The organism is Oceanobacillus aidingensis (genome assembly GCF_042654105.1).
In the GTDB taxonomy this organism is placed as follows: domain Bacteria; phylum Bacillota; class Bacilli; order Bacillales; family Amphibacillaceae; genus Oceanobacillus; species Oceanobacillus oncorhynchi.
Genome location: NZ_JBHSFT010000050.1, coordinates 304,846 through 329,571, shown reverse-complemented (window position 1 = coordinate 329,571; position 24,726 = coordinate 304,846). Strand labels below are relative to the sequence as shown.

General features: G+C 39.2%; 26 protein-coding genes. 9 read left to right on the top strand and 17 right to left on the bottom strand.

Annotated elements, in window-relative coordinates; all coding sequences use genetic code 11:
• Positions 1 to 259: 259 nt before the first annotated feature.
• From lepB to ACFO3P_RS22605, 5 genes are all read right to left on the bottom strand, one after another.
• A complete protein-coding gene (gene lepB / locus ACFO3P_RS22625) occupies positions 260 to 808 on the bottom strand; it encodes a signal peptidase I (protein ID WP_289585460.1) in 549 nt (182 codons plus the stop codon).
• A gap of 161 nt (positions 809 to 969) precedes the next feature.
• Positions 970 to 1,608, bottom strand: coding sequence for a TVP38/TMEM64 family protein (locus ACFO3P_RS22620; RefSeq protein WP_289585459.1), 639 nt, complete (start codon positions 1,606 to 1,608; stop codon positions 970 to 972).
• 381 nt (positions 1,609 to 1,989) lie between these two features.
• The gene (locus ACFO3P_RS22615; RefSeq protein WP_042534605.1) at positions 1,990 to 2,454 is read right to left on the bottom strand and encodes a competence protein ComK; all 465 of its coding nucleotides are present in this window, start codon (positions 2,452 to 2,454) and stop codon (positions 1,990 to 1,992) included.
• 229 nt (positions 2,455 to 2,683) lie between these two features.
• Positions 2,684 to 3,679: a lipoate--protein ligase gene (locus ACFO3P_RS22610; RefSeq protein ID WP_289585458.1), complete on the bottom strand. Its 996-nt coding sequence runs from the start codon at positions 3,677 to 3,679 to the stop codon at positions 2,684 to 2,686.
• Positions 3,680 to 3,832: 153 nt separating this feature from the next.
• Positions 3,833 to 4,561: an MBL fold metallo-hydrolase gene (locus ACFO3P_RS22605; protein ID WP_193064769.1), complete on the bottom strand. Its 729-nt coding sequence runs from the start codon at positions 4,559 to 4,561 to the stop codon at positions 3,833 to 3,835.
• A 112-nt stretch (positions 4,562 to 4,673) separates the two neighbouring features.
• Here ACFO3P_RS22605 and yhfH point away from each other — a divergent pair, with 112 nt between their 5' ends.
• Positions 4,674 to 4,805 carry a protein YhfH gene (gene yhfH, locus ACFO3P_RS22600; RefSeq protein WP_084612985.1) on the top strand — a complete coding sequence of 44 codons (132 nt, stop codon included), beginning with the start codon at positions 4,674 to 4,676 and terminating at the stop codon, positions 4,803 to 4,805.
• A gap of 268 nt (positions 4,806 to 5,073) precedes the next feature.
• Positions 5,074 to 6,894 carry an oligoendopeptidase F gene (gene pepF / locus ACFO3P_RS22595; RefSeq protein ID WP_042534608.1) on the top strand — a complete coding sequence of 607 codons (1,821 nt, stop codon included), beginning with the start codon at positions 5,074 to 5,076 and terminating at the stop codon, positions 6,892 to 6,894.
• 127 nt (positions 6,895 to 7,021) lie between these two features.
• On the opposite strand, the gene ACFO3P_RS22590 is transcribed toward pepF, so the two are convergent.
• The 6 genes from ACFO3P_RS22590 to ACFO3P_RS22565 all read right to left on the bottom strand — a co-directional run bounded on the left by ACFO3P_RS22590 (position 7,022) and on the right by ACFO3P_RS22565 (position 13,734).
• Positions 7,022 to 7,270 (bottom strand): GNAT family N-acetyltransferase, encoded by a 249-nt coding sequence (locus ACFO3P_RS22590; RefSeq protein ID WP_289585457.1) that lies wholly within the window; start codon positions 7,268 to 7,270, stop codon positions 7,022 to 7,024.
• Positions 7,248 to 7,580: a GNAT family N-acetyltransferase gene (locus ACFO3P_RS22585; RefSeq protein WP_193064767.1), complete on the bottom strand. Its 333-nt coding sequence runs from the start codon at positions 7,578 to 7,580 to the stop codon at positions 7,248 to 7,250. Before ACFO3P_RS22585 ends, ACFO3P_RS22590 begins: the two co-directional genes overlap by 23 nt.
• A gap of 152 nt (positions 7,581 to 7,732) precedes the next feature.
• Positions 7,733 to 9,139, bottom strand: coding sequence for a protoporphyrinogen oxidase (hemY, locus tag ACFO3P_RS22580; protein WP_319022571.1), 1,407 nt, complete (start codon positions 9,137 to 9,139; stop codon positions 7,733 to 7,735).
• Entirely contained in the window at positions 9,139 to 10,074 is a 936-nt protein-coding gene (gene hemH, locus ACFO3P_RS22575) for a ferrochelatase (RefSeq protein ID WP_042534612.1), read from the bottom strand. Before hemH ends, hemY begins: the two co-directional genes overlap by 1 nt.
• 120 nt (positions 10,075 to 10,194) lie before the next feature.
• The gene (gene hemE / locus ACFO3P_RS22570) at positions 10,195 to 11,232 is read right to left on the bottom strand and encodes a uroporphyrinogen decarboxylase (protein ID WP_042534614.1); all 1,038 of its coding nucleotides are present in this window, start codon (positions 11,230 to 11,232) and stop codon (positions 10,195 to 10,197) included.
• A gap of 300 nt (positions 11,233 to 11,532) precedes the next feature.
• Positions 11,533 to 13,734: a transglycosylase domain-containing protein gene (locus tag ACFO3P_RS22565; RefSeq protein ID WP_052485087.1), complete on the bottom strand. Its 2,202-nt coding sequence runs from the start codon at positions 13,732 to 13,734 to the stop codon at positions 11,533 to 11,535.
• 186 nt (positions 13,735 to 13,920) lie between these two features.
• Here ACFO3P_RS22565 and ACFO3P_RS22560 point away from each other — a divergent pair, with 186 nt between their 5' ends.
• Positions 13,921 to 14,418: an antibiotic biosynthesis monooxygenase family protein gene (locus tag ACFO3P_RS22560; RefSeq protein ID WP_042534615.1), complete on the top strand. Its 498-nt coding sequence runs from the start codon at positions 13,921 to 13,923 to the stop codon at positions 14,416 to 14,418.
• A gap of 635 nt (positions 14,419 to 15,053) precedes the next feature.
• On the opposite strand, the gene ACFO3P_RS22555 is transcribed toward ACFO3P_RS22560, so the two are convergent.
• The 4 genes from ACFO3P_RS22555 to ACFO3P_RS22540 all read right to left on the bottom strand — a co-directional run bounded on the left by ACFO3P_RS22555 (position 15,054) and on the right by ACFO3P_RS22540 (position 18,277).
• Positions 15,054 to 15,695 (bottom strand): response regulator, encoded by a 642-nt coding sequence (locus tag ACFO3P_RS22555; RefSeq protein WP_042534618.1) that lies wholly within the window; start codon positions 15,693 to 15,695, stop codon positions 15,054 to 15,056.
• A gap of 17 nt (positions 15,696 to 15,712) precedes the next feature.
• The gene (locus ACFO3P_RS22550) at positions 15,713 to 16,771 is read right to left on the bottom strand and encodes a sensor histidine kinase (protein WP_042534619.1); all 1,059 of its coding nucleotides are present in this window, start codon (positions 16,769 to 16,771) and stop codon (positions 15,713 to 15,715) included.
• An 18-nt stretch (positions 16,772 to 16,789) separates the two neighbouring features.
• Positions 16,790 to 17,560, bottom strand: coding sequence for a cell wall-active antibiotics response protein LiaF (gene liaF, locus ACFO3P_RS22545; protein ID WP_042534620.1), 771 nt, complete (start codon positions 17,558 to 17,560; stop codon positions 16,790 to 16,792).
• A gap of 66 nt (positions 17,561 to 17,626) precedes the next feature.
• Complete coding sequence (locus ACFO3P_RS22540; protein WP_042534622.1) at positions 17,627 to 18,277, bottom strand: phosphatase PAP2 family protein; 651 nt, start codon at positions 18,275 to 18,277, stop codon at positions 17,627 to 17,629.
• A gap of 108 nt (positions 18,278 to 18,385) precedes the next feature.
• On the opposite strand from ACFO3P_RS22540, the gene ACFO3P_RS22535 reads away from it, so the two are divergent.
• Together ACFO3P_RS22535 and ACFO3P_RS22530 are read left to right on the top strand one after the other, a co-directional pair.
• A complete protein-coding gene (locus tag ACFO3P_RS22535; protein WP_042534623.1) occupies positions 18,386 to 18,820 on the top strand; it encodes a ferritin-like domain-containing protein in 435 nt (144 codons plus the stop codon).
• A gap of 367 nt (positions 18,821 to 19,187) precedes the next feature.
• Positions 19,188 to 20,363 (top strand): M20 family metallopeptidase, encoded by a 1,176-nt coding sequence (locus tag ACFO3P_RS22530; RefSeq protein ID WP_042534627.1) that lies wholly within the window; start codon positions 19,188 to 19,190, stop codon positions 20,361 to 20,363.
• Between the two features lie 38 nt (positions 20,364 to 20,401).
• Here the strand turns inward: ACFO3P_RS22530 and ACFO3P_RS22525 are convergent, their stop codons facing one another.
• On the bottom strand, positions 20,402 to 21,622 hold the full coding sequence (locus ACFO3P_RS22525) for an ABC transporter permease (protein ID WP_042534629.1): 1,221 nt from the start codon (positions 21,620 to 21,622) through the stop codon (positions 20,402 to 20,404).
• Entirely contained in the window at positions 21,615 to 22,358 is a 744-nt protein-coding gene (locus ACFO3P_RS22520; protein WP_042534631.1) for an ABC transporter ATP-binding protein, read from the bottom strand. Before ACFO3P_RS22520 ends, ACFO3P_RS22525 begins: the two co-directional genes overlap by 8 nt.
• Before the next feature lie 197 nt (positions 22,359 to 22,555).
• Between ACFO3P_RS22520 and ACFO3P_RS22515 the strand changes: the two genes are divergently transcribed.
• From ACFO3P_RS22515 to ACFO3P_RS22500, 4 genes are all read left to right on the top strand, one after another.
• Entirely contained in the window at positions 22,556 to 22,987 is a 432-nt protein-coding gene (locus ACFO3P_RS22515) for an HIT family protein (RefSeq protein WP_042534633.1), read from the top strand.
• A 123-nt stretch (positions 22,988 to 23,110) separates the two neighbouring features.
• Entirely contained in the window at positions 23,111 to 23,632 is a 522-nt protein-coding gene (locus tag ACFO3P_RS22510) for a tryptophan transporter (protein WP_042534635.1), read from the top strand.
• A 284-nt stretch (positions 23,633 to 23,916) separates the two neighbouring features.
• The gene (locus ACFO3P_RS22505; RefSeq protein WP_042536304.1) at positions 23,917 to 24,288 is read left to right on the top strand and encodes a YtxH domain-containing protein; all 372 of its coding nucleotides are present in this window, start codon (positions 23,917 to 23,919) and stop codon (positions 24,286 to 24,288) included.
• Between the two features lie 223 nt (positions 24,289 to 24,511).
• Positions 24,512 to 24,697, top strand: coding sequence for a hypothetical protein (locus tag ACFO3P_RS22500; protein ID WP_042534637.1), 186 nt, complete (start codon positions 24,512 to 24,514; stop codon positions 24,695 to 24,697).
• Positions 24,698 to 24,726: the final 29 nt, after the last annotated feature.

The window sequence follows — 24,726 nt, the reverse complement described above, 5'->3', positions numbered from 1 at the left end:
ACTCCTTTTTAGTGGTATATGTATGGATTACGGATAACCTTCTGCAAATTTCCCGCAGAAGGCAGTTTCGTTGTTGTTTGTTTCACATTATACCGTACTTGTCTCAAAACAAAAGCTTCTATCCTTATTTTATCAAAGATAGAAGCTCGTTCCTAATAAAAGTAATTTATTTTTCATCTGTTTCATGCCTGCGATAAGACGGGGAATGCAAGGATTATCCATACAGGTTGTACGAACTTACGTATGCATTTCATCAATCTTAGCGCGGCTGCTTAAATAACTGTGTTATTGGCCAATACGTCACATCCACCTTGCCAACTACTTCCTCTACAGGGACGAAACCGATTGATCTGCTGTCTAGGCTGTCTCTGCGGTTATCTCCTAATACAAACAGTTCACCTTCCGGCACCGTTTGTTCTCCAGTCACTTGCAAAAGTGTAAAGTCTTCTGTCAAAGGTGTCGCTTCCGTCTTTTCTTTTTCTTCCTGCAGAAAATCCTCAGGGATATACTCGCCATTTACATATAATTGGTCATCCTTGTATTCTACTTTTTCTCCCGGAAGCCCGACAACCCGTTTTACATAATCATTTTCTTCCGAGGCATGAAATACAATCACATCGAAACGGTAAATATCTGAAATATCACTTGTAAACGTATTAACCATCATTAAATTTCCGTCATACAGTGTGGGTTCCATGGATTTTCCGTTAACCACATAGTTTTCGAATAAAAGTGTCCGGATAAGTAAAAACACAGCGATTAACAAAACAGCGACAATAGAAACTCTTACATAGTTATATTTTTTCACTGTTATTCTTCCTTCGCTTTAGTTTAATTATTAATATCATACCCCAAAGCAAAGAAATTTAACCTTTTATCCGCGGACAGACAGTATTCGTTTAATTTTAAAAAATATATGAACGTTTTTTTTTATTCATTTTGTTATACTAGCTGATTTGACTTCTGTTATTATACTTGATGCTTGTCCGCTTTTTTTTGAAGTCTTTTCTCTAAATACTTGCCGAATACCCAAAAAATGATAATACCTATTCCCACTAGAATGGTCCGCACCGGATTTTGTGCAAATTCCATAATACTGGAGCCAATATAAGAAATAGAAAAAATCATCACGGTCTTCCCTAACAGTACCGCTAATAAAAATGGGTAGAAACTGATTTTTGACAGCCCGGCCACCACATTAATAACAGATGATGGAGAAAATGGGAAACATAATAATAAAAACAAAGGCCCAAAGCCATGCCGTTCTACCCAATTCGTAATCCTGGACACCTGCTTGTTATGGCGTATCCGTTTTAAGAGTCTTGTATTTCCTAAGCGCCGGATAACAAGGAACACTAGAACAGCACCTAAGCTGGCACCAAGCCAAGAATAGAGAAAACCCTCAAACAAGCCGTAAGCAGCAGCATTTCCAAGTACAAATACAATAAGCGGCAAAAATGGTAAAAAAGCTTCAAAAAAAGGAAGTGCAATACCAGGCAACGGACCGAGTCCTTCATATTGCTCCAACAGCTGGCGGATAAATTCCTCCCAGCCTTCTTCTTTTAGAAATGTCTGCCAATTTGAAAATGTAATATTCATTACGTACATACGGTCAGTCTCCCTCAAAATTCCAACAATCTTATTGATGATTATATGCTACTGCAGTTTTTTTGAAAAGTATAAACTTCTCTGCCCAATGAAACTCAATCTATCACCAGGGTACCCTATTATAATTATATTTATTATCATCATGAATGGAAGCAGAGAAGGTTTTATAATCATATTCTTAAGCAATAACATTATTTTATGCAGAGGCCTGCCAAAATACCGGCTTTTATTCTAGGTAGCTTTATATTATTATGACTGAAGTTGGCTGAGGTGATTTTGAGAGGAGACTGAGGAAAAAGCAGAAAAACGAAGATAAAGTAACAACTCTTCTAATCATTTATTATCTCTTAATCCCATTTGAAATCCTGTACTGCAGGGTTACTAAAATGCACTGCCCCGCTCATCCATAAGATAGCGTATATGAGCGGTACGCTGTATTTGATTAATAACGATGCCGTGAGAAATATCCAATGTGATGCTTCGTCCATTTTTAAATAAAATTTCCGTCGATTTACTATCTATTCTTTTAACATCTTCAATATGAGTATGTGATATCCAGGAACAGCTCTCATGGGATGGAGATTTTGTGGGAAAGAAATACATTTTATTTCTTGGATCAATCGGTATTGGAGTTTTATGTGTAATGTGGGATATACTTTTGATGCCATTTTGCCGGCCTTTTAAATCAGATCCAAAATATGCGCATGCGTATTCAATCACTTTAGTCGGCCTGCCTTTTAATACATACTCTACTTCATCTTCTAAAATACGGGTGATATTCTTTCCATTTTCGTCCTTATCCGACAATATTGCCATCGTATAAGGGGTGATTTCTCTCATTTGCATTTTATTTTTCCTCCTTATTCCCTAGTGATATGGATGAGTTAAAAGTATTATAGCACCAAACTGAGGAAAAAGAAATAATTATTTTAAAAATTTTGCATTATTTTTAAAAACAAAGAAAATCCAGGTGTTAAATTCTGGAATTAATATCGACAAAAAACTTCATTCTGCGCAGAGCTCTTAACGCTTCAGAATGAAGTTTTATTAAATGATTCGTATTCTGCTAGAAATTTTAGTAAAGCAATTCTAGAAATTCTTCTTTAGAAATTCTGCCAAGATAATGGGAGACATCAATCTGATCTACAGCTTCTTTGACAGCATCGCGGTTATGGCGGATACCGGTCAGTGCATCTTCTAATACTTTTACATCGCCCAAGCCAAAGAAATCGCCAAAGATGGTACAATTTTCAATGATGCCTTTCTTCACATCTAAACGAACATCAACAAGCCCGCCTGGGAATTTTTTAGACTCCTGATAGTTAAATGAAGGAGATTTTCCATAGTTCCATTCCCATTGCTGATAACGTTTTTCGGAAATCTCATGAATTTTTGCCCAGTCTTCATCGGTTAATACATATTGCGGTACATCGTTAACGTCTTCCACATCAAAAATATAGCGTAAAATCAATTCCTTAAATTCATCCATAGATATTGGGCTGTCCAGATATTCAGCAATATTTGCCACGCGGCTGCGAATTGATTTAATTCCTTTTGATTCAATTTTAATCTTTTTCACCTTTAACGCTTTAGTTAACTCTTCTAATTGGGAATCCAGCATTAACGTTCCATGGCTGAACATACGGCCGCGGGTAGAGAACATCGCATTGCCAGATATTTTTCTTCCCTCTACAGCTAAATCATTTCTTCCTTGCAATTCAACCGGCACACCGATGTTATTCAAAGCATCGACAACTGGCTGTGTAAATTTAGCGAAATTCTGAAAGCTGTTGCCATCATCCTTCGTAATAAAGCTGAAATTTAAATTTTGTTCATCATGGTAAACTGCGCCGCCGCCGGAAAGACGTCGAACAACTTTAATTCCTTGTTCATCCACATAATCCGTATTAATCTCTTCAATTGTATTTTGATTTCGTCCGATAATAATAGAAGGACTGTTTACATAAAATAAGAGGTATGTATCTTTCTCACCAAAATTTTCAAGAATATATTCTTCAATAGCCAGATTAATTTGAGGGTCTGTGATTCCTTTATTATCAATAAATTTCAACTTACTATTCCTCCCTTTATTTTCACTATTTTTATTCTAACGTATAAATTATTGCAAATCAAAACTTCTACCTGCAAATAGGCGTTTAAAAAGCCCGATGATAACTCGTCACCTTGAAAACCTATAACAGCTTTACTGAACACCTCTTATAAGTTACTTCCAAACATACCCTTCCTCTGCTAATATAACCGGACCTGTATATATTTGTTCAGCTTCCTCCTTCAACTGTTCTAGTACACCAAACTGAGGCAGGTGGCTAAGCACTAATTTTCCCACATTTGCAGCCTGCGCAATGCCGGCAGCTTCCTCACTATTCATGTGTCCGGCTGCTGTTCCATCCTGTTCTTTAAAATAATTGCAATCTGTTATAAGTACATCCGCATCTTTTGCGAATGGAATCCACGCTTCTGTGTAGCTGCTGTCTGCAGTATATACAATCGTCTTTTTCCCGTCCGTAATACGCATGCCAAAGCATGGAACTGGATGCGCTGTTCTTAGAAATGTAATGGAAAAAGGCCCTATTTTCAATTCTTCCTCCGGGTTATAAGCAACCCCCTCTGTATACTGGTGGGACAAGGACGAGAAGCCTTCTTCATCTTCTGTATGTCCATATATTTTTAGTTTTTTTTCATTATTATGCACATAATAATCAATCAGTTTTCCATATTGGAGTACACCGATATCTGCTACATGATCATGGTGATAATGCGATAAAATCACTGCATCCAGTTCAGGTACAGATGTGAATTTCTGCAGCTTGGACAGGGCTCCGCTCCCCATATCCAGCACCAATTTATAATCGTCTTTTTCTAATAAATAGCTTGAAGTAGCGCCATCTTTATTTGGATAGCCGCCCCAAAAGCCGATAATAGTTAATTGCATCTTAAAAACAGCTCCTTAAAATTTTTAAAAATTGTAGCAATACAGTGTTGACATCAATATTCTGTTATAGTACAATACTTTTAAATCATTTAAAACATTAGGAGGAATCGAAATGACTGGAATTATCGAATTTTTTAAAAATCTGCCAAAGAAGAAATGTGCAAAATGTGGAAATGCAATGGTAAATGAAAAGGCAGATTGTTATGGCAACATTTGTGACGATTGCGATTATCCAGGGCGTTAATAGATGTTACCAGTAAAACGATTAGTAAGGCATTACTGTTATTCTCGCTCTGTTTAATATGAAGAATTCCCATAAGTTATATCCTTCTCCTGAATAGCCTGTACTCGGCTATTCTCTTTTTTTTGCACATTTATTGCTTCTGTGATAAAACGCTATAAATTTCCCCTTCTGTGTACTATAATTAATTAGGTAATCGAATTAATGGCTAACATATTGCTGTATCTATATTTTCTTTGATAGACAGTAATATTTCAAGCATTTGGGAGGAATGACAATGATAGAAGAAAGCAGAAGATATCGAAAAGATGTGCCTGTTGAACAGACATGGGATTTAACAGATCTTTTTCCTGACAAAAAAAGCTGGGAGAAAGCATTGAAGGACATTGTCGAAGAAGCTGATCAAATTACCACTTTTAAAGGAAAGCTTTCTGAAAATGCAAACACTTTATTACAAGCTATTAACTCTGTAGAAGCTTACCAGCAGAAGGTTATTCATGTTGCCGTTTATGCAAATTTATTAGTAAGTGCAGACGGGAGCGATCCTGTGAATCAGGGGGCTGCTGCAAAGAGCGGGGCTGCACTTGCTGCAATCCGCTCCAAGATTTCTTTCTTTGAAACAGAGCTTCTTAACCTGACTTCATCTGAAATCGAGCAGTTTATAGAAGATGAGCCTGGACTTGAAACATACCGGAAATATTTGTTTGATATTTTAGAGCAGAAGGAGCATATTCTCTCACCTGAATTAGAGGAGGCTTTATCTGCGCTGGGTGAAGTTTTAGAAGCTCCACACAATATCTTTTCACGAAGCAAACAGTCCGATATACAGTTCAAAAGTGTAACAGACAGTCAGGGAAAAACACAGCCAATGAGTGAACCGTTATACGAAGAAAGTTATGAGTATTCAGAGGATACTGTATTGAGAAGGAACGCCTATGAGTCCTTTATAGAAACATTGGAACAATATAAAAATACGTATGCTGCTGCCTATCAGACAGAGATTACAAAACAGGTACAGCTTTCCAAGTTAAGAAAATATGATTCTGTCACGGATATGCTTTTAGCACCACAGCAGGCAACCACGGAAATGTATCATAATCAATTAGATGTTATCCAGGAAAAATTAGCTCCGCACATGCAGAAGTACGCGAAATTACTAAAAGAAAAGCTCGGGCTGGAAGAATTGCGATTCTGTGATTTAAAAGCTCCGCTGGACCCTGCGTTTAATCCGAGTACATCCTATGAAGAGGCTTCCGAGACCATTTTAAACGCACTCGATATCATGGGGCCGGAATATATCGAAGGAATGAAAAAAGCATTATCAGACCGTTGGGTAGACCGTGCTGAAAATGTTGGTAAGGCAAGCGGCGCATTCTGTTCGAGCCCATACGGAGCACATCCATATATTCTGGTGACCTGGGCCGATAAAATGCGCAACGCCTTTATTCTTGCACATGAATTAGGGCATGCCGGTCACTTCTATTTAGCCGGTAAAAATCAGACGCTTTTTAATACACGACCGTCAACTTATTTTATTGAAGCACCTTCTACATTAAATGAACTGCTGCTTGCTGATCATTTAATGCACGCAAACAAAGATAATCCGCGGATGAAACGCTGGGTGATTACCCAATTATTGGGGACCTATTATCATAACTTTATTACACATCTATTAGAAGGCGCATTCCAGCGTAAGGTTTATGATTTGGCTGAAAAAGGTACTCCGTTAACAGCTGATGTTTTATGCAGAGAGAAACGTCAAGTATTAGAATCCTTCTGGGGAGACACCGTCACTTTTGATAATGGTGCAGGCTTAACATGGATGCGCCAGCAGCATTACTATATGGGTCTGTATCCATATACCTACTCTGCCGGTTTAACCGTCTCAACAACCATGGCTAAGCGGATTCGTGAGGAAGGACAGCCTGCTGTGGATGACTGGTTAAACGTCTTAAAATCAGGCGGTACCAAGCGCCCGCTTGAGTTAATTAACGATGCAGGCATTGATATGTCCAATCCAAAAAATATCGAGATTGCGGTGGATTATGTCGGTTCATTAATCGATAAGTTAATCGAAAGCTATTCGGAATAATTTGTTTTAAATTTTAATGCTTTCTATCTAACTTGACAACAATCGTAATAGCAGTCCCAGCTCCGCCAAAAAGCCAGACAGGTATTATGCCAGTCTGGCTTTTTGGTATTTTTGGAAAAGCTGCGCCTCACCTGTCCCACTCGGCTCGCAATATCCCATATACTTCCCGGTCATGAATCGTATCCCCTATCACTTCATCCGCCCGTATGGTTCCTTCATGTTTAAAACCCAGTCTTTCAGGGACCGCCGCACTTTTTTTATTCTTTACGGCTGTTTTAATCTCCACTTTATTTAATTCCAATTCGTGAAATGCATAATTCACCATTGCAGCACAGGTAAGTGTCATGATTCCTTTATTTGTATATGCTTCTCCCAATTTCCGTTTTCTTTACTTTCCAATCAAAATATAAGAAACCGATGGACCCGGCTAATTTTTCCTTATACCATATCCCGGCCCAAAAGCCCTCTTTATTTACGAAACGAAATAAGGACCTTTTAATAAAACTTTTGGAATCCTCCATCTGATTGGTTACAGACGGAAAGGATAACCAGTTGCTTAAAAAATCTTTGTTGGCGCTGACTAAATCAAATAAGTTTTCTGCATCGTTTTCTTCCAGCAACGAAATCATGATCTCTGGATTGACTTGATTATATAGCAGCTGCTCCCCCTCCTCCTTCTCGTTCATTCGCGTTTAAGCTTCACGTTTTTTCATGATAAACGAATGCCTTTTTTTAAAACAAGTTATTTTCTTCATTCTATCACTTATTTACTTCTGTCCATAAGAAAAACAGCTACAGAAACAAATATTCCATAGCTGTTTTAAATCATATATCCAACTTATTTATTTTGAGTCAATGCTTCTATTGCCAATTCTGCACCCTTTTGTCCGTGCTCAATACAATCCGGAAGTCCTGTACCGTCATAGGAGCTGCCAATCAGCTCCAGGTTTGGAAGCTGGCTGGCTACATAATCGCGGACCCTGCTGACAAGCTCTAAATGCCCTGTGTGGTACTGTGGTCTTGCCTCAATAAATCTAGTAATCTCATAAAATAAAGGCTTTCCCTTTACTTTCATTACTTTATTTAAATCCTTCAAGACAATATCCACAAGCGTCTCGTCTGATTCTTTTACAATCTCCTGATCATCAGGTTTTCCGACATAACAGCGCAATAAAGCTTTCCCTGCAGGTGCAGTTCCTTCCCATTTACGATGGGTCCACGTGCATGCAGTGAAGCGGTAATTACTATTTCTAGTAACCAAAAACCCGGTTCCATCTAAATCACGCTTAATTTGTTTTTCATCAAAAGCAAGTACGACATTTGCTGTGGATGTCGCCGGAATAGCATATAATTCCTGCAGCGGAGCATGCTTACTCAGCATTCCGGGAACCTGAGTATGCGGAACTGCTGCTAAAACAAAATCTGCTGCTAACACCTCTCCTGAATCTAATAGAAGATGATACCCTGTTTCTTTCTTCTCTATATGATTCACTTTATTTTCACGGAGAATTTTCACCATATCCAGCTCTGCTTCAAGCGCATCAACAAGCGTCTGTAAACCGTTTGTAAAAGAGAAAAACTGTCCTTGGGCAGGCTTACTGTTTTTTGCCGGTTTCGACATGGTCTTACGGAGACCTTTCATAACACTGCCATATTCCTGCTCCATTTTTCCAAAAACAGGGTATATTGCCTCCAGACTCATTTGATCAATATCACCAGAATGAATTCCGGAAAGCAGCGGATCAATTTGATTATCTACCACTTGGTCCCCAAAACGGCGACGCATAAAATGTCCTAATGATTCGTCCCCGGACCGTTTTTTTCTTGGTATAATCAGATCCATTAATCCACGGATTTTACCTGTCAACGTAAAGGAATTTGAACGCAGAAGCGATCCAACTTCTTTTGGCACACCCATAAATGCACCCTTTGGCATTTTATGCAGCCGATTTTTAATGAGCATAAAGGACTGCCCGGTAGAATTACGTCTTGTTTGATTAAGTATACCCAATTCCTCTGCCAAATTCATTGCAGCCGGTTTACGTGCTAAAAGTGAGTCTGGTCCTTTCTCAATCGTAAACCCGTCTCTTTTTATCGTATGAATGCGTCCTCCCAGCCGATTAGAACCTTCCACTAATGTAATATCAATTGGAAGGTTTGCTGATTTCACTTGTTTTTGCAAGTGATAGGCGGCTGATAAACCTGTCATCCCGCCGCCGACAATTACTACTTTTTTTCTATCCATCAGGAAGCACACTTTACTTTCTTTAATACAACATTTGCTAATGTTTCAATAAATGCTGGGTGAGCGTTTGGCATCTCCGGACGGTAGTAGCTTGCTCCAATCTCATCACAGACTACTTTACATTCATAATCATTATCGTATAGCACCTCAAGATGATCTGCTACAAATCCGACAGGTGTATATATAAATGCTTTGTACCCTTCTTTGTTATACAATTCACGAGTTAAATCCTGTACATCTGGACCAAGCCAAGGATCTGGTGTGTTCCCTTCACTTTGCCAGCCTACTTCATAATTTTTCACATTAGCAGCCTCTGCTATTAATTGTGCTGTTTCCTCTAACTGCTGTTTGTACGGATCGCCATTTTGAAGAATTTTCTCCGGCAAACTATGGGCAGATACGATTAATACCGCATTCTTTTTTTCTTCGGCAGGCATTTCTGCAAAGGTATTTTGCACACCTTTTGCCCAGAAGTCAATAAACCCTGGTTCCGTATACCAATCCTGTACAGATTCAATGTTTATACCATGTTTTTCAGCAGTACTATTCGCCCGTTCGTTATATGATTTCACGCTGAATGTAGAATAATGTGGCGCTAAAACAATGGAAACTGCTTCTTCAATACCGTCTTTTGCCATTTCCTCTACGGCATCCTCAATAAATGGAGCAATATGCTTTAAACCGATATATGCTTTAAATTCAAATTCATCCTGTACTTCATTCAGCTTGTTTTCTAAAGCATTTGTTTGTTCCTTTGTTATTTTTGCTAAAGGGGAAATGCCGCCAATTGCTTCATAACGATCCTTTAAATCCTGTAAGGCTTCTGGATCAGGTTTTCTGCCGTGACGAATATGTGTGTAGTAAGGTTCAATATCTTCTTCTTTATATGGCGTACCGTATGCCATTACTAATAATCCTAATTTCTTTTTTTCCATTTCCAATACACCTCGTTACATTTTGTTATTCCGTAGTTAGAAACTATACCATTTTATACATCTGTTTGACAGATAGGATTTAACTGTTTGACCCGGGCTTCATTAGCCCGGGTTTGTTCCTCAATTTTGGTTGGAATAGCTGTGAATAAAATCTGTCAGCCGTTTTAAGGTTTCCGGCTTAATATCAGGAGTAACACCATGACCAAGGTTAAAGACATAGCCTTCTGTGTTCATTCCTTGATCAAGAATCGCTTTCGTTCTTTTTTCAATTGTCTCCCAATTACTAAGTAAAATTGCAGGGTCCAGATTTCCTTGCAGTGCTTTCGTTACACCTAAGCTTCTCGCTTCTTCCACGGAAGTGCGCCAATCCAGGCCAATGACATCGACAGGCAGGTCATTCCACTCGAGCAGAAGATGTCTTGCTCCTACACCAAAGGTAATCAGCGGTACATCATATTTTTTTAACGCTGAAAAAATATCCATCATGACTGGTTTCATAAAATAACGGTAATCTTCCACGTTTAATGCGCCGACCCAAGAATCAAAGATTTGAATCGCACTTGCACCAGCTTTAATTTGCGCTTCTGCATAACGAATAATCATTTTTGACAATTTATCCATTAATGCAAACCAAGTCTGTGGTTCACGATACATTAACGCTTTTGTTTTCGTATAGTTTTTTGAAGGTCCGCCTTCAATCATATAGCTCGCTAATGTAAACGGCGCTCCGGAAAAGCCGATCAATGGTACATCAAGCTGTTCCTCTGTCAGCAGGCGTATGGTATCCAGCACATAAGGAACATCACTTTCCGGATTGATCTCACCAAGCTTTTCTATATCCTGCATACTCCGGATTGGCTGGTCGATCACTGGTCCAATTCCGCTTTTGATTTCTACATCTACCCCGATAGCCGGCAGAGGCGTCATAATATCCTTATAAAGAATCGCCGCATCCACTCCGTAATTTTCTACCGGAAGTCTTGTAACATAAGCACAAAGCTCCGGCTGATGAGTAATTTCAAACAGGGAATATTTTTCTTTTAATGCCCGGTATTCTGGTTGGGACCTTCCAGCCTGGCGCATAAACCAAGCTGGCGTGTAGTCTGTTTTCTTTCCGCGATATGCGTCTAAAATAGTTGTATTTTTTACTTTTGCCATGCAACGTTCATCCTTTATATTCTTTTTCCATCTCTAACTATATCTATTTATCGCATTTCTGTATAGGGTTACGATTTGTTTGTCATCAAATTGTCTCATTTTATAATCATTCTAAAAAGATATTTCTTATAAAACGAAACTTCACTCAGTAGGAGTTTTGTTCTTCTCCCACTGGGTTAGCCTAAGTGATTCAGGGAGTTAGCGTCCGTTATCTCCCGCATAAATAAATTTATCTTTACGCTTTATTTTGAGGCGAGATTTTACGGACGGTTCTCCGTGATAAAACGAACCGGCAAGATATTAGAAAAAGGATACGGATGTGGAATGAGAACCTTCCATATTGGTAATGGGATCAACCGGAACGACATAATACGTTTCGTTGCGGAACCAAACATCATCAACGATAAATTCTGTTTCTCCTTCCACTTCTCCGACCAGCTCATCTGTACCTTCTTCTTCTTTATAAATACGGTAGACGACTCGATCATCTGTGGAGCCTTCCCAGCTAAGCTTTCCTTTCAATAAAGCAAATCCGCCAAAGGTATAGCTTGCATCTACATGCTCGATGACTGGTAAATCAATCGGCTCCGGCAAAGCTTCTACACCTTCTGGCATCTCAAAGGACGCTGTTAATCCAGAACCCGTCTGGTTATCGATATCGGTCAATATTTTTTTGGTCAAGGACGTCGGGTAAGAACTTCCTCCTGTCAAATAATGCTCTGCATCAGACCGATCATAGCCCATCCACATAGCCGTAACATAATCGGGTGTATAGCCTACAAACCAGGCATCCTTTGACGCTCCGTCAACAGCTGGATGCTGTGTTGTTCCTGTTTTCCCAGCAAGCTCCTTACCATAGTAGCCGGAGCTTGCTGTCCCTGTCCGGACGGTTTCTTTAAGCATTTCTGTCATATCCCAGGCAACCTGCGGGGTAAATACTTCTTCGCTGCTTGATTCCGACTGATAAATAATTTCCCCGTTACGGTCTTTTATCTCCGCTATTGCTGTCGCTTTCGACATTTCTCCATTATTTGCAAAGGTCTGGAAGCTTTGGGCCATTTGCAGCGGCGTGACCCCTTTATTTAAACCTCCCAGTGCAATCGACAATCCTTTATCCTCGATTGGCATCCCCATTTTCTCCAGATAGGATTTCGAATTGTCTATTCCAATTTCGTTAAGCAGCCAGACTGCAGAGGTATTTGTTGATTCAACAATCGCTTGATAAATCGTTATGTTATTCTTATATTCTCCACTAACATTGGTTGCTTCATACCCGTCTATATCCATATATTGATCAGGGATAATTGTATAAGGATTATACTCGTCTTCCTGCATCAACGCAGGTCCATACACAGCAACTGGTTTAAAGGTTGACCCCGGCTGCCGCTGTACATTTGTCCGGTTTAAATCACCAAAGCTATAATCCCGTCCGCCGATAGCCGAGACAATATGTCCGTTATTCTTATCCAGCATAACAAAGGCTCCCTCTGTCCCCTCTGTATTCCCAGGGAAGAAAGCATCCTCTTGAAAGTTCTGATAAGCAACCTGCTGAAAATCTTCATTCATATAGACAGTAATATCATAGCCTCCGCTTTGCAATTCGGCAAAGCTTAAGTCATGCGCTTCCGCAGCCTCTTTTATAGCAATATCAACATAGCTGTCGACCCAGGGATTCGTTCCTCTTTCTTCTTCTTTCAGATTGATTCCTAATCCTTTTTCCTGCTCTGCAGCCATTGTTTCTTCATCTATAAAGCCGGCTGATTCCATGGTCATTAAAACAACATTTCTGCGCTCTGCTGCTTTATCAGGATGATTTAAAGGCGAATATCCATTGGGTGCCTTCATTAACCCGGCAAGCAGTGCTCCCTCAGATATCGTTAACTCATCAACATCTTTTGAAAAGAAATATTCTGAAGCCTTCTGCAGGCCATATACTCCCTCTCCAAAGTAAACCTGGTTCACATATAACTCTAATATCTCGTCCTTGCTGAGTCTGCGCTCCAGATAAAGTGACGCCATCATTTCTTTTATTTTTCTTGTCCAGGATTTATCATTTGACAAAAAAAGATTTTTAGATAATTGCTGTGTGATGGTGCTTCCGCCCTCTACTTTGCTTCTCGCTAAAATATCACGGTAAACAGCTCTGCTGATCGACTGCAGATCAATTCCCTGATGCTCATAAAACCGGCGATCTTCCACTGCAACAAATGCTTCCAGAACATGGTCTGGTATATGGTCTGTTGAAACATACTCTCTGTTCTCGTTGTATAATGTCCGGATAACTTCTCCATTCTCTGTGCGGATAGTGGTCGTCAAATCAAGCTGTAAATCTTCCTCATTGGCAATCATTTTCCCGCCTAAAATGAGCAGACCATAGCCGCTTAATAATAAAAGAAAAACAGCAGCGACGGCTATTCCCAGCCATTTGATTTTTTGTCGAAAAACATTCTTCTGCTGTTTTTTGCGTTCGTTTCTTTTTTCATTTCTTCGCTCGCTTCTCATAAGTTCACCTCAAGTAGCATATACGCATTCATTATACGTTATTCTCATCTTTTGATAAAGAATGGACATCCTTAAATTACAAGTACATTCGACAAAAGGGTATTATTTTCAATATTATTTGTATTTGTGTACAATTTAATTATAAGTAGATATTCAAAGAAGGTCGACAATTGAAGGAGGAATTTTATGAAAGCATTTATGTCCAGAGGAACGATTCATTTTTTAGAAACATTGGAGAAAAAAAATAAGCATATTGACTTTTACTTTATCGCCAGTAATGATGGCGGTATCGCCTATTATGAAAACAGCTCTAAAAATATTTTTTCAGCCGGTCAAGCCTTTGATGTATTAAAATCGGTTGGCGAATTATCTAAGGAAGGGTATGTGGTTATGAATCATCTCCCTATCTCAGAAGACAGCAGCCCCGCCTTTGAATATCGTATGAAGCATAGTGACAGCGGCATTGAAAAAATGGAAGGCTTTCAAGCATGGCGTTTTTTACGTCAGGAAAAATCAAGTAAATATGTGGTTTTAACACAGTGGAAATCGTTTGCTGATTTTGAGAACTGGAAAAACTCCGATCAATTTAAAAAAGCTCATGATTCGCAGCAGGCAAAACAGCCGAGTTACTTTATGGAGCGTCCGTTTGTTATTTCAGGGCATATGCATGAGAAGGAAGAATAAATACAGAAAACGAACATCTATGCAGCAGGTTGTTTTCGGACAATTCCCTTTAATAATCGTTTCATCAAGAAAAACCAAGAATACCGCTTTGTTTTTAAAACATCAGTGTTCTCGCCAAAGAGATGTCCGCTACGGGAAGTCGTTTTCCGCGGGCAACGTTCAGCCGCACGGTAAGAAAACCGCTTCCTGCTTAGGTCTCCACCTGTTGCTTTTCCCGCAGGAGTCGGTTTCCCTCCGCTCCCATCTTTGAAGAAATATGTTTCATTTGCTTTCTTTCAAAGAAAAGAAGCTGATTCTAGCGACGCTTTTTGATGGGACGAGTAATCGCAGTCCCAGTCCCAGAAGAAATACACGGAGACTCCTGTGGGAATGCGCAGGGTGAAGACCTAAGCAGGAAAAAAGTGAACTCCTTTTTTTTCTACCCTCAGGGCATAAGTGCGACTTTAGCTCTGTCTGCGCCTGTCGGCTTGCCAATTGCTAAGTCTTCTTTAGAGGAGGCTGAACTCAAGCCCACGGAAAGTGTAATGTATTTCTGGAGCGGCTATCCTTAACATTTTATACTTTCTTATTCTAAAAAAAGTTGTTCCCCTGCGGACAACCTTTTTTGTTGGTGGCGTATCTTCATGTGAAGCGAATCAATCTCCTGCTGTTTTAAATAATTGATTCCTGTGTACGTAAACAGCAGCCTGGGTTCTGTCATTCACTTCCAGCTTACTTAAAATATTGCTTACATGTGTTTTCACCGTTTTAATTCCGATATAGAGTTTTTCACTGATTTCTTGATTGGTCATTCCATCCCCAATACACAGCAGCACTTCTAATTCCCGTTCGGTCAAATCTTCATGGGGTTTTTTCGCAGGGGTGCGAAAACGGTTCATCATTGTGTTAGCAACCTTTGGTTCAATCACATTTTCATCTTTGGCTGCTTTTCGTACAGCTTCTGCAATTTCCTGTGCATTAGAGGTTTTCAGCAAATAGCTGAATGCTCCTGCTTCCAAGGCAGGGATTACCTGTTCATTATCATAATAGGATGTCAAAATAATCACCTTGCATTCTGGATAAGAAGTCATGATCTGTCTGGTTGCTTCGATACCATTTCCATTTTCCATAATTAAATCCATCAGCACGACTTCGGGCTTCTCCTGGATAACAAGCTCAGCTCCTTTAAATCCGCTGTCCGCCTGCCCTGCAATTTCAATATCATCCTCCGTCTGTAAAAAAGAAATAATTCCTTTACGCACTACATCATGATCATCAATGACAACTACACGAATCATAATACATTCTCCCCTTTTTAATTCCCCTGATTGGGAATTCGAATATAAATATATGTACCCTGCCCTTCTTTGGAACGAATGGTAAATGTTCCACCTAATTCTTCGCTGCGTTCCTTCATTGTTTTCAGACCATAAGAAGCTTTATTATTCTGCTGATCATCTGATTCAAAGCCGATGCCATCATCTTCAATACGGACATAAAGCTCTTCTTGCCTCTGTTTTATTTCTACCTGAACCATATTTGCATTCGCATGCCGCAGGATGTTCGATAAGGATTCCTGAATAATTCGAAAAATGTGCTCCTCGACTACTTCTTTTAAATCTAAGCCTTCATCCATATCGATTTGGAATGTCAGATTGCTTTTTTGTTCTAAAGCATCGATTAATTTCTGAATGCCTTCTTCTAACGTTTCTCCGCCGGTAAGATAAACCGGCCGTAAATGAAGCAATAATGCACGCATTTCCGCCTGTGCCTGATGCGCAGAATGTACGACTTCCTCCATTTGTTCTTTCGCTGTAGCAGGATTTTTATCAAATAGCTTTAATGCTGTCTCTGATAGCATTGCCAGCCCAAAAAGCTCCTGGCTGACAGCATCATGAAGGTCCCGGGCAATCCGCTGCCGTTCTTCAATAACTGCTGCTTTATGTGCTGATTTCGCATAATCTGATTTCTCATCGGCCATCCGCTGTAAGGACTCCACTTGCCGTTGCAATTTATCTCCTAAATCATTCAGCTCAGCAATAATTCGATCTGTTTCATCCACATCCTCATGAACATTCGTGATTTTAGAAGTATAATTTCCGTTGGCAAATTGCTTAATTTGGATGGAGATAGCATCTAAACGAATTTTTAATAAATTACCGATTTGTGTAAATCCGGCCTGCAGGGACAAAATAAATCCAATGATAATATATAAGCCGATAAATAAAAAGATACTTTGTGCCGTTAGCCAGTCCGGCTCCAAAATAACAAATAAGGATAGAATAATAGCCAGCAGGATGCATGTTGTTAAAAATAAAACATAAAGATGAGATTTTATAAAGCTGAATCGGATACTTTTTCCCCAACGTTTCATTTTCTCCCCCCTCCCATCTTATACTCGATCTACCCGAATAGAGCCTGCCTTTAAGCGAATGTCGATAAATAATTTTTTGGTAGCAGTTTCAAACTGATCCGTTTTATAAAACAAGGATGTATTGATTCCTGTCGATTCCTCATCCAAAATATTGATATCTCCAGCCTTAGCTGCTGCTTTGGCTTGAAATTCCACTTCTCCGGGAATCAGGATAGTGACATCGCCCGCCAGCGAACGAATATTTATTTCTGTTTCTTCATCCGGGATATACGCATCAGTCAGGTCTAAATAAAAATTGCCTACCATGGTGCTAATATTCATCGGCTCCAAATTCCAGTTTCCCTTCTTCTCCATATCACCTATCGTGAATGTTGCATCATTCTTTTTAGGTTCAGAGAAGGCATACCAGCGATCTTTTTTTTGTTTTTTCGAACTGCCGCTGTACACAGTCAAAAAATGAAGTCCGCGAAATAGACTGATTCCTATAAAAATCAGAATCAGCGGCCAGAGCTTAAACACATTCCAAAATGTAAAATCAACCAGCCCAAACCGATCTGCTAACAAGAGTCCTCCAAAAATGAGCAAGAACGTGCCTATCATCCACCTGCCGCCTTTTCTGATTACAGCACTTCCCAGCAGCACAGCTCCGGCAACCACAAAGAATAATGGATAAATATATGTCCAGCCAAAATTTAATTCAAAACCATCTATATTTAAACTGTTTACAATTAACATGATTCCAATCCAAATGAAGCAAATTGCTATAAAATAAGAAAAAACTCTCCTCATGTGTTTCATCAACCCCTTTCTCTATGACTCTATTTTACTTCAGAATAGGATTAAAAGAGAACCAGCTTAAGCAGGTTCTCTTCTCCGTCTTAAGTCTGAGACGTTTTTATCTATACGAATATAAATATAAAGCAGCGCAAAACCAATTGTAAATCCGGCGATAATATCTGTTATATAATGTACATTAATAAAATAGCGGCTGATTCCGATTAAACAAACGAGCATTCCTGATAGAATCTGCACCGTCAGCTTTCCTTTCTCTGAATGTATTTTTTTACATAGTAAATAAGCCAGCAGCCCGTAAAAAACCATGGAAATCATACTGTGTCCCGATGGAAAACTAAATCCTTCAGCATTTAAAGTAACAGAGACACTCGGCCTTTCTCTGGCTACAAGCTGCTTTATCCATGTATTAAGTAAATGCGCAAATAACGTTCCTCCTAAAAGCAGCAGCGCCGGATACCAATGCTTATACAACAGCATAAGTCCTGCCGCTGCAGCAATGGCTATCGGGATAAGCACATGCGAAGAGCCTAACTCCGTAATCACTCTAAAAAAATCAAATAAACCTGTTCCATGCACATGAGGAACGATTCCTCTGGTCCATTGATCGGTATATGGCAAAATATCACGTTTTATTTGTATTATCCAGACAATACTAAGTAAACAAGCAGCCATCCATACGCTGAACAAAACTGCTGCTGTTTTATTTTTCATATAATCTCTCCTTTTCTGTTCTCTTTTTTTATGCTAAACAGGTTTGACAAAAATAACAATGGGAAATATATATAAAGAAGTAAAAATCATAAAGAAGGGTGATAAAGTATGGATGCAAAATTACAAGAATTAATTGACGGGTTAAATGAAGATTTATCGAATGAATACGCTGCAGCTATCCAGTATACGTACAGCGCATCCGTTGTCTCAGGTTTATACAGGTCCGCGCTGAAACCATTTTTTGAATCAGAAATAACAGACGAATTAGGACATGCACTTTATTTATCCGAAAAAATCAAATCACTTGGCGGCACTCCGACTACAGAAGCAGCTTCTGTACCGCAGCCTTCCCAAGTTGTAGATTTATTGAAGGCTTCCCTTCAATCTGAGACAGATACGATCAAGCGCTATGAAAAAAGAAAAGCACAGGCTGAGGAACTGGGGCTGACAGAGCTGGTTGTGAAATTAGAGGACTTGATCTCTGATGAAACACATCATAAAGAAGAAATAGAGAGACTATTAGAAGACCCGCGTATCCATTAAGAACAATTGATATGAACTTCTTCCTGACCATGAAGCGATTACTGCTTCATGGTTTTTATATTGCAGACATAAGCAAGTATTTTTATCCTCGAAATATTTGTTCTACAGCTGCATGGATTAGTGATATAATGAAAGAGATTGAAATTAGAAGGCTTTTCTCTATTTTTCGTAAGCTCAACTTTCGCACATTAAAAAGTAACTTTATTTCCATAGAAACAGGAGTTAATCTCCAAAAAGGCCGGATATTTAACCAAAAAGCAAGCATGGTAATCGAAAACATGTTCATTCTGGAATAGCATGATATATATGCTTATTCTTAGGTGCGAAAGTTGAGTCACAAGGCTATCAATTGAAAGAGGTGATTAACATGTTATCAGCAATTCATTCACTCCTTGATAACACATATGAAGAAATGGTAGACATCCGCAGATATTTGCATCAGCATCCTGAGCTGTCATTTCAAGAAACAGAAACTGCTAAATACATCGCAAACTATTATGAAAAATTAGGTATTCCATATGAAAAAAATGTTGGCGGTAACGGTATTGTAGCAACATTAAAAGGGGCAAAGCCGGGCAAAACCGTTGCTTTCCGGGCTGACTTTGATGCACTGCCGATACAGGATGAGAAGGATGTTCCCTATAAATCCCAGATTCCGGGTGTTATGCATGCTTGCGGTCATGACGGACATACTGCTACCCTGCTTACCTTTGCAAAAGTAATGCAGCAGTTTCAAAATGACTTGGAAGGAAGTATTGTCTTTATTCATCAGCATGCAGAAGAATATGCTCCCGGCGGGGCGAAACCGATTGTTGAAGCTGGTGCTCTGAAAGATGTAGATGCTGTATTTGGCACACACTTATGGGCAACCCTGCCGCTTGGAAGTATTTATTCTACACATCAGGCAATCATGGCAGGTACGGACCGGTTTGAAATTACGATTCAGGGAAAGGGCGGTCACGGCGCTATTCCGCAAGATACAAAGGATGCCATCGTGATTGGTGCTGAGGCAGTTTCCCAACTCCAGCAAATTGTGAGCAGACGATTAAGCCCATTATCATCTGCCGTTATCTCAATTGGTATTTTTGAAGCAGGGAATGCCTTTAACATCATTGCCGACCAGTCTAAATTGGTCGGAACCGTCAGACATTTCGATACAGCAGTGCAAGAAAAAATCATTCAAGAAATGGAGCAGATTCTAAAAGGGGTTTGCGATTCTTTCGGCGCTTCCTATACGTTTGACTATGTTAAAGGATATCCGCCGGTTATCAATCATCCAGAGCAGACAGATCTTGTCCTTCAGACAACAAAGGAAATTGACGGTGTAGACATTGCCGCGATTACAGATCCGTTAATGGTCGGAGAAGATTTCGCTTATTATTTATTAGAAAAACCAGGTGCTTTCTTCCTGACAGGTGCGAATCTGGAGGGAAATGATTATCCGCATCATCATCCGAGGTTTGATATTGATGAAAAAGCAATGCTTATAGCTGCAAAAGCTTTTGCAAATATTTATTTGACCTATCAGGAACAAGCCAAATAAAACAAGCTGACGAGGCTATTCTCTCGTCAGCTTGTTTTTTATACCTTATCCAGTTTAGGTTGCACGTAGAATGTTACGTATGCCCAGACAAAAGCAAGACCGCCAATTAATACAATAATACTCCCCAGCCACTCAAGCTGAAAAATAAATAAGAAGGTAAAAGCAAATGCCTGCATATAGCCGAGCTTGCGAATAATTTTAATCACTGCATCCAGTTTTAATCCGGGCTTCAGCGGATACAGATCCAGCCACATTTGCGTACGATGATGGTGATATAGAGCCATCATCTGAAAAACACTCAAATAAATAAACAGAATAGCAAATAATAGCTTTATCCAGACATTAGGAATGACCCAGATGAAAATACCGCCGATTACCACAAGCCGGAGATACATCCCTAAATAATCTCCGCTGCGGAGAAAAGAAATCTGATACAAGTAATCATAGGCAGCTGAACGCTCGAATGGGATTCTGCTGATAAAGGTCTTTGTCAGCCATTCTCTTCTTTTTACTTTATTCTTCAAATGCGGAACATCCGCAAATAAATTCGCAATCCGGTAAAAGGATTGCAGGCGGATTTGGTCCTTTTCTATTAACAATTCCCAAATAATGCCCGGCTGTTTTGCTGCCACAATAAAATCATATACAATTACAAGAAGCAGCAATACGATCGTTATCACAGCGTATAATGCCTGTCCTTCAATCACAAAGTAGGCTGTTACAATATTAAGCAGTGTACGTGCTGTTAAATCAATGGTTCGCAAACTCTTCTCTCTTACCTTCAGCATATTCCAGTTTGCCAGCATATTCATGCCTTTAAAAACCAGAAATAACAGAAGCGTAACAAGGTATATGCTTCCTGCCCGTCCGCTGAAACTGGCGAAATAAAGCGGACTGAATGCAGCCGCTGCAAGTACAATGAGGTACGTCTGGATCGCAAAGCTGTAAATCAAGCTATTACGGAAATACGATCCCATCTGCTGCTCAGCAGCAATAAGAAACACCAAATCCGGCTCCTGCAATAATGTGCGGATTGGATTATAGCTGATCAGCAATCCTAAAACAATTCCCATGATGATTCCAGTCGGAAAATTCTCCGGTAATTGTTCCAGCCACTGCTGATAATAATAAGCAGTTGCAGCAATGAAAAAAAACATGGCAAATGCAATATGTCCGTTGAACATATATTTTAAATATCTGCTTAAATTTTTGACATGGGAAGATAAACGTTTTTTATAAAGTGCGTGCGAATCAAACATGATCATCTTCCTTTGTCAGCTGTACATATAAATCATCCAAAGTCGCCCCTGGCATCTGGAATTGCATGCGAAGCTCCTCTAATGTTCCTTCCGCACGTAATTTTCCATCATGTAAAATAAGAAAACGGTCACAGTATCTCTCCGCTGTTGCCAGAATATGCGTGGACATTAAGACGCCTGCCCCCTGCTTTTTCATCGAGTCCATCATCTGCAGATAAGACTGGATACCTAATGGATCCAGACCAACAAATGGCTCATCCACAATATAAAGCGGCGGTTCAATCAGAAAAGCACACATAATCATAACCTTCTGCCGCATTCCTTTTGAGAAATGGACCGGGAACCAATTCAATTTCTTTTCTAACCGAAACTCTTTTAAAAGCTTAGGCAGCCTCTGCTCAAACACCTCTTCTTCAATTCCGTAGGCCATGGCTGTCAGCCTGAGATGTTCATATAAAGTCAGCTCATCGTACAGGATAGGCATCTCCGGAATGTATGCCATCTGGTTACGATACCCTTCAGGATCATCCTGAAAGCTTTTCCCCTCTACCTGTACCTCCCCTTTTTTTGGCTGCATCAGACCGATAATGTGCTTAATGGTTGTACTTTTTCCAGCACCGTTTAATCCAATCAGCCCGACGATTTCTCCTTTATTTAAATCAAATGATATATCGTGCAGTACATTTTTATGGGTATAGCCTCCATACAAGTTTTCAATATGTAATAAGGAACTCACCTTGTTAACCCCCTTTGTTCACTAATCTGATTTTATCATCATTCGAAGAAGATTCCAAAATGAACCGTTCTACAAATTACGGGAAGTTTTTTAGACATCCTTTAACAAGTTTAATACAGAACCCTTTACTTTACCCGGTCCAACTCTATACAATAGATAAAAGATTACATTTTAAATTAGATAGGGAGGAACAAAAGATGGCACATGAAGATTGTATTTTTTGCAAAATTATCGATGGAGACATTCCCTCTGCCAAAGTTTACGAGGATGATAAGGTTTATGCTTTCCTCGATATCAGTCAAGTAACCAAAGGGCATACACTTGTTATTCCTAAAGAACACACTAAGAATATTTATGAAACACCGCCAGAAACAGCAAAAGAATTATTCAGTAGAATACCCGTTATTGCTAACGCTATTCGCGATGCCTATCAGCCATTAGGAATCAATCTGCTTAATAATAACGAACCGGTTGCTGAGCAGTCAGTCTTCCATCTGCACGTTCATTTAATTCCGCGCTACGGCGATGGAGATGGGTACACACCAAATTGGATAACGCATACAGAGGATTACACATCAGATGATTTACAGGCGGTTGCAAAAGCAATCAATGAGCAAATCAAACACTAGAAACAATCCATTTCGTTCTTTTTATTTTCAACAGCATTTGATATACTGACTATAACCTTTCGCGGCTGGCGATGAGCGCACAACCGGAAAGCAGAGTATAGAAAAGTAGAGGAGAGTTAAGTAATGAAGACAAAAATTTTAACCATTCTTGCCCTTTTGGTAAGTATCGGAACCGTACTGCATTTTGTAATGCCCCCGCTATTATTTGGTGTAAAGCCTGATATGATGCTGGCAATGATGTTTTTAGGTATTATTTTATTCCCTAAATGGAATTATGTTATTCTGCTTGCATTTGCAACAGGTGCTATTTCCGCATTGACCACAGCGGCTCCGGGAGGGCAAATTGCCAACCTGATTGATAAACCGTTGACAGCAGTTGCTTTCTTTCTGTTATTTTTGCTGGTAAGAAAGCAGATGAATACAAAAGTAACAGCTTCTGTATTAACATTTGCCGGGACACTGATCAGCGGCAGTATCTTTTTATCTGTTGCGCTTTTCTTCTTAGGATTCTTAGAAGGCGGTTTTCTTGCTTTATTTGCAGCTGTTGTTCTTCCAGCAGCAGTAATGAATACCGTTATCATGCTGGTTGTTTATCCAATTGTAGAGGGAATTATGAAGCGAAGTAAAGTAGCTGCGGTTTCGTAAAGGAGATCAGAGAGTTAAAAATACTTTCAGCTCTTCTTTGTCTTCCGAAGCATTCGTTCCATTTTAAATTGGAGCGAATGCTTTTTCCATTCTAAAAAAGTATATTTATCATATCTTATCTATTTTGTGTTAAAATAAAGATAGTAAAAAAACATTCATACTAGCAGAAATTGATTCTTTTTCCTATAATATGTATATTGCATTTATTTTGCAGGAAGATGTTTAAGTACATATCGTAAAAGGAAAAGGTATATGTGAAAGAAGAAAGGAGTGCATTTCCTATTATGTCTAAGAAAAAATCATTAACCCTGGGTTTTATCGTTGGAGCATCTGTCAGTGCTGGCATTGCACTATTAAGCACACCTGAATCAGGCAAGGATGTTCGTGTAAGAGTCAAAAATCAATCCTTAGAATTAAAAGAACTATTGATGAATTTAAAAGAAGACAGCATTCGAATCAAAGAGCAGCTGCTTCGAACTTCTAAAGAAGGTGCTGTTTTAGTCAAAGAATTGACGGAAGAAATGCGAAAATCCGTTGAAGACTGGAAAAACGCTGTAGAACCTCAGCAGGATAATATTCACCAGTCACTGGAACAAATTGAATCAAGTATCCGTGAATTAGAAGAAAAACTTAAAAACACAAATGCCAATTCATAGAAAGAAAGCTTTTGCTGGCAAAATTCCGCTGGTAAAAGCTTTTTTTTACTTTATTACAGCATGCGTGTCCGCAGCCTCTCTATCGCAATCATAAAAATATGGTTTTACAGGAAGAGAAAAAACGTGATTTACTCTATTAAGTTGCGCTTTATGACTGTTCAATGCGATTTGTTTTTGATAGAGTTAGAGAAGTAGCATTATTGTAAAGGGGCGTACATAGAACATGGCTATTTTTTATATCATTTTTGGTTTTTTTATATTACTTATTTTTAATGTGATGATTAGTGCTTTAAGTACAAAAATGGAGCTTTCCAAGCAAAAATCAGAAAGAATGGATCGGGTTACGAATATGATATTGGTAGCTATGCTAGTTTGTTCTTATCTGCGTGTTTTAAATGTGACAGTTTAATGTGATTTTTTAGTAAAAAGTTGAAAATA

Coding starts and splice junctions, on each gene's coding strand:
- ACFO3P_RS22620 (WP_289585459.1), bottom strand. CDS start 1,608: ATGTACGTAATGAATATTACATTTTCAAATTGGCAGACATTTCTAAAA.
- ACFO3P_RS22615 (WP_042534605.1), bottom strand. CDS start 2,454: ATGCAAATGAGAGAAATCACCCCTTATACGATGGCAATATTGTCGGAT.
- ACFO3P_RS22605 (WP_193064769.1), bottom strand. CDS start 4,561: ATGCAATTAACTATTATCGGCTTTTGGGGCGGCTATCCAAATAAAGAT.
- yhfH (WP_084612985.1), top strand. CDS start 4,674: ATGACTGGAATTATCGAATTTTTTAAAAATCTGCCAAAGAAGAAATGT.
- pepF (WP_042534608.1), top strand. CDS start 5,074: ATGACAATGATAGAAGAAAGCAGAAGATATCGAAAAGATGTGCCTGTT.
- ACFO3P_RS22585 (WP_193064767.1), bottom strand. CDS start 7,580: ATGAACGAGAAGGAGGAGGGGGAGCAGCTGCTATATAATCAAGTCAAT.
- hemY (WP_319022571.1), bottom strand. CDS start 9,139: ATGGATAGAAAAAAAGTAGTAATTGTCGGCGGCGGGATGACAGGTTTA.
- hemH (WP_042534612.1), bottom strand. CDS start 10,074: ATGGAAAAAAAGAAATTAGGATTATTAGTAATGGCATACGGTACGCCA.
- hemE (WP_042534614.1), bottom strand. CDS start 11,232: ATGGCAAAAGTAAAAAATACAACTATTTTAGACGCATATCGCGGAAAG.
- ACFO3P_RS22565 (WP_052485087.1), bottom strand. CDS start 13,734: ATGAGAAGCGAGCGAAGAAATGAAAAAAGAAACGAACGCAAAAAACAG.
- ACFO3P_RS22560 (WP_042534615.1), top strand. CDS start 13,921: ATGAAAGCATTTATGTCCAGAGGAACGATTCATTTTTTAGAAACATTG.
- ACFO3P_RS22555 (WP_042534618.1), bottom strand. CDS start 15,695: ATGATTCGTGTAGTTGTCATTGATGATCATGATGTAGTGCGTAAAGGA.
- ACFO3P_RS22550 (WP_042534619.1), bottom strand. CDS start 16,771: ATGAAACGTTGGGGAAAAAGTATCCGATTCAGCTTTATAAAATCTCAT.
- liaF (WP_042534620.1), bottom strand. CDS start 17,560: ATGAGGAGAGTTTTTTCTTATTTTATAGCAATTTGCTTCATTTGGATT.
- ACFO3P_RS22540 (WP_042534622.1), bottom strand. CDS start 18,277: ATGAAAAATAAAACAGCAGCAGTTTTGTTCAGCGTATGGATGGCTGCT.
- ACFO3P_RS22535 (WP_042534623.1), top strand. CDS start 18,386: ATGGATGCAAAATTACAAGAATTAATTGACGGGTTAAATGAAGATTTA.
- ACFO3P_RS22530 (WP_042534627.1), top strand. CDS start 19,188: ATGTTATCAGCAATTCATTCACTCCTTGATAACACATATGAAGAAATG.
- ACFO3P_RS22525 (WP_042534629.1), bottom strand. CDS start 21,622: ATGTTTGATTCGCACGCACTTTATAAAAAACGTTTATCTTCCCATGTC.
- ACFO3P_RS22515 (WP_042534633.1), top strand. CDS start 22,556: ATGGCACATGAAGATTGTATTTTTTGCAAAATTATCGATGGAGACATT.
- ACFO3P_RS22510 (WP_042534635.1), top strand. CDS start 23,111: ATGAAGACAAAAATTTTAACCATTCTTGCCCTTTTGGTAAGTATCGGA.
- ACFO3P_RS22505 (WP_042536304.1), top strand. CDS start 23,917: ATGTCTAAGAAAAAATCATTAACCCTGGGTTTTATCGTTGGAGCATCT.
- ACFO3P_RS22500 (WP_042534637.1), top strand. CDS start 24,512: ATGGCTATTTTTTATATCATTTTTGGTTTTTTTATATTACTTATTTTT.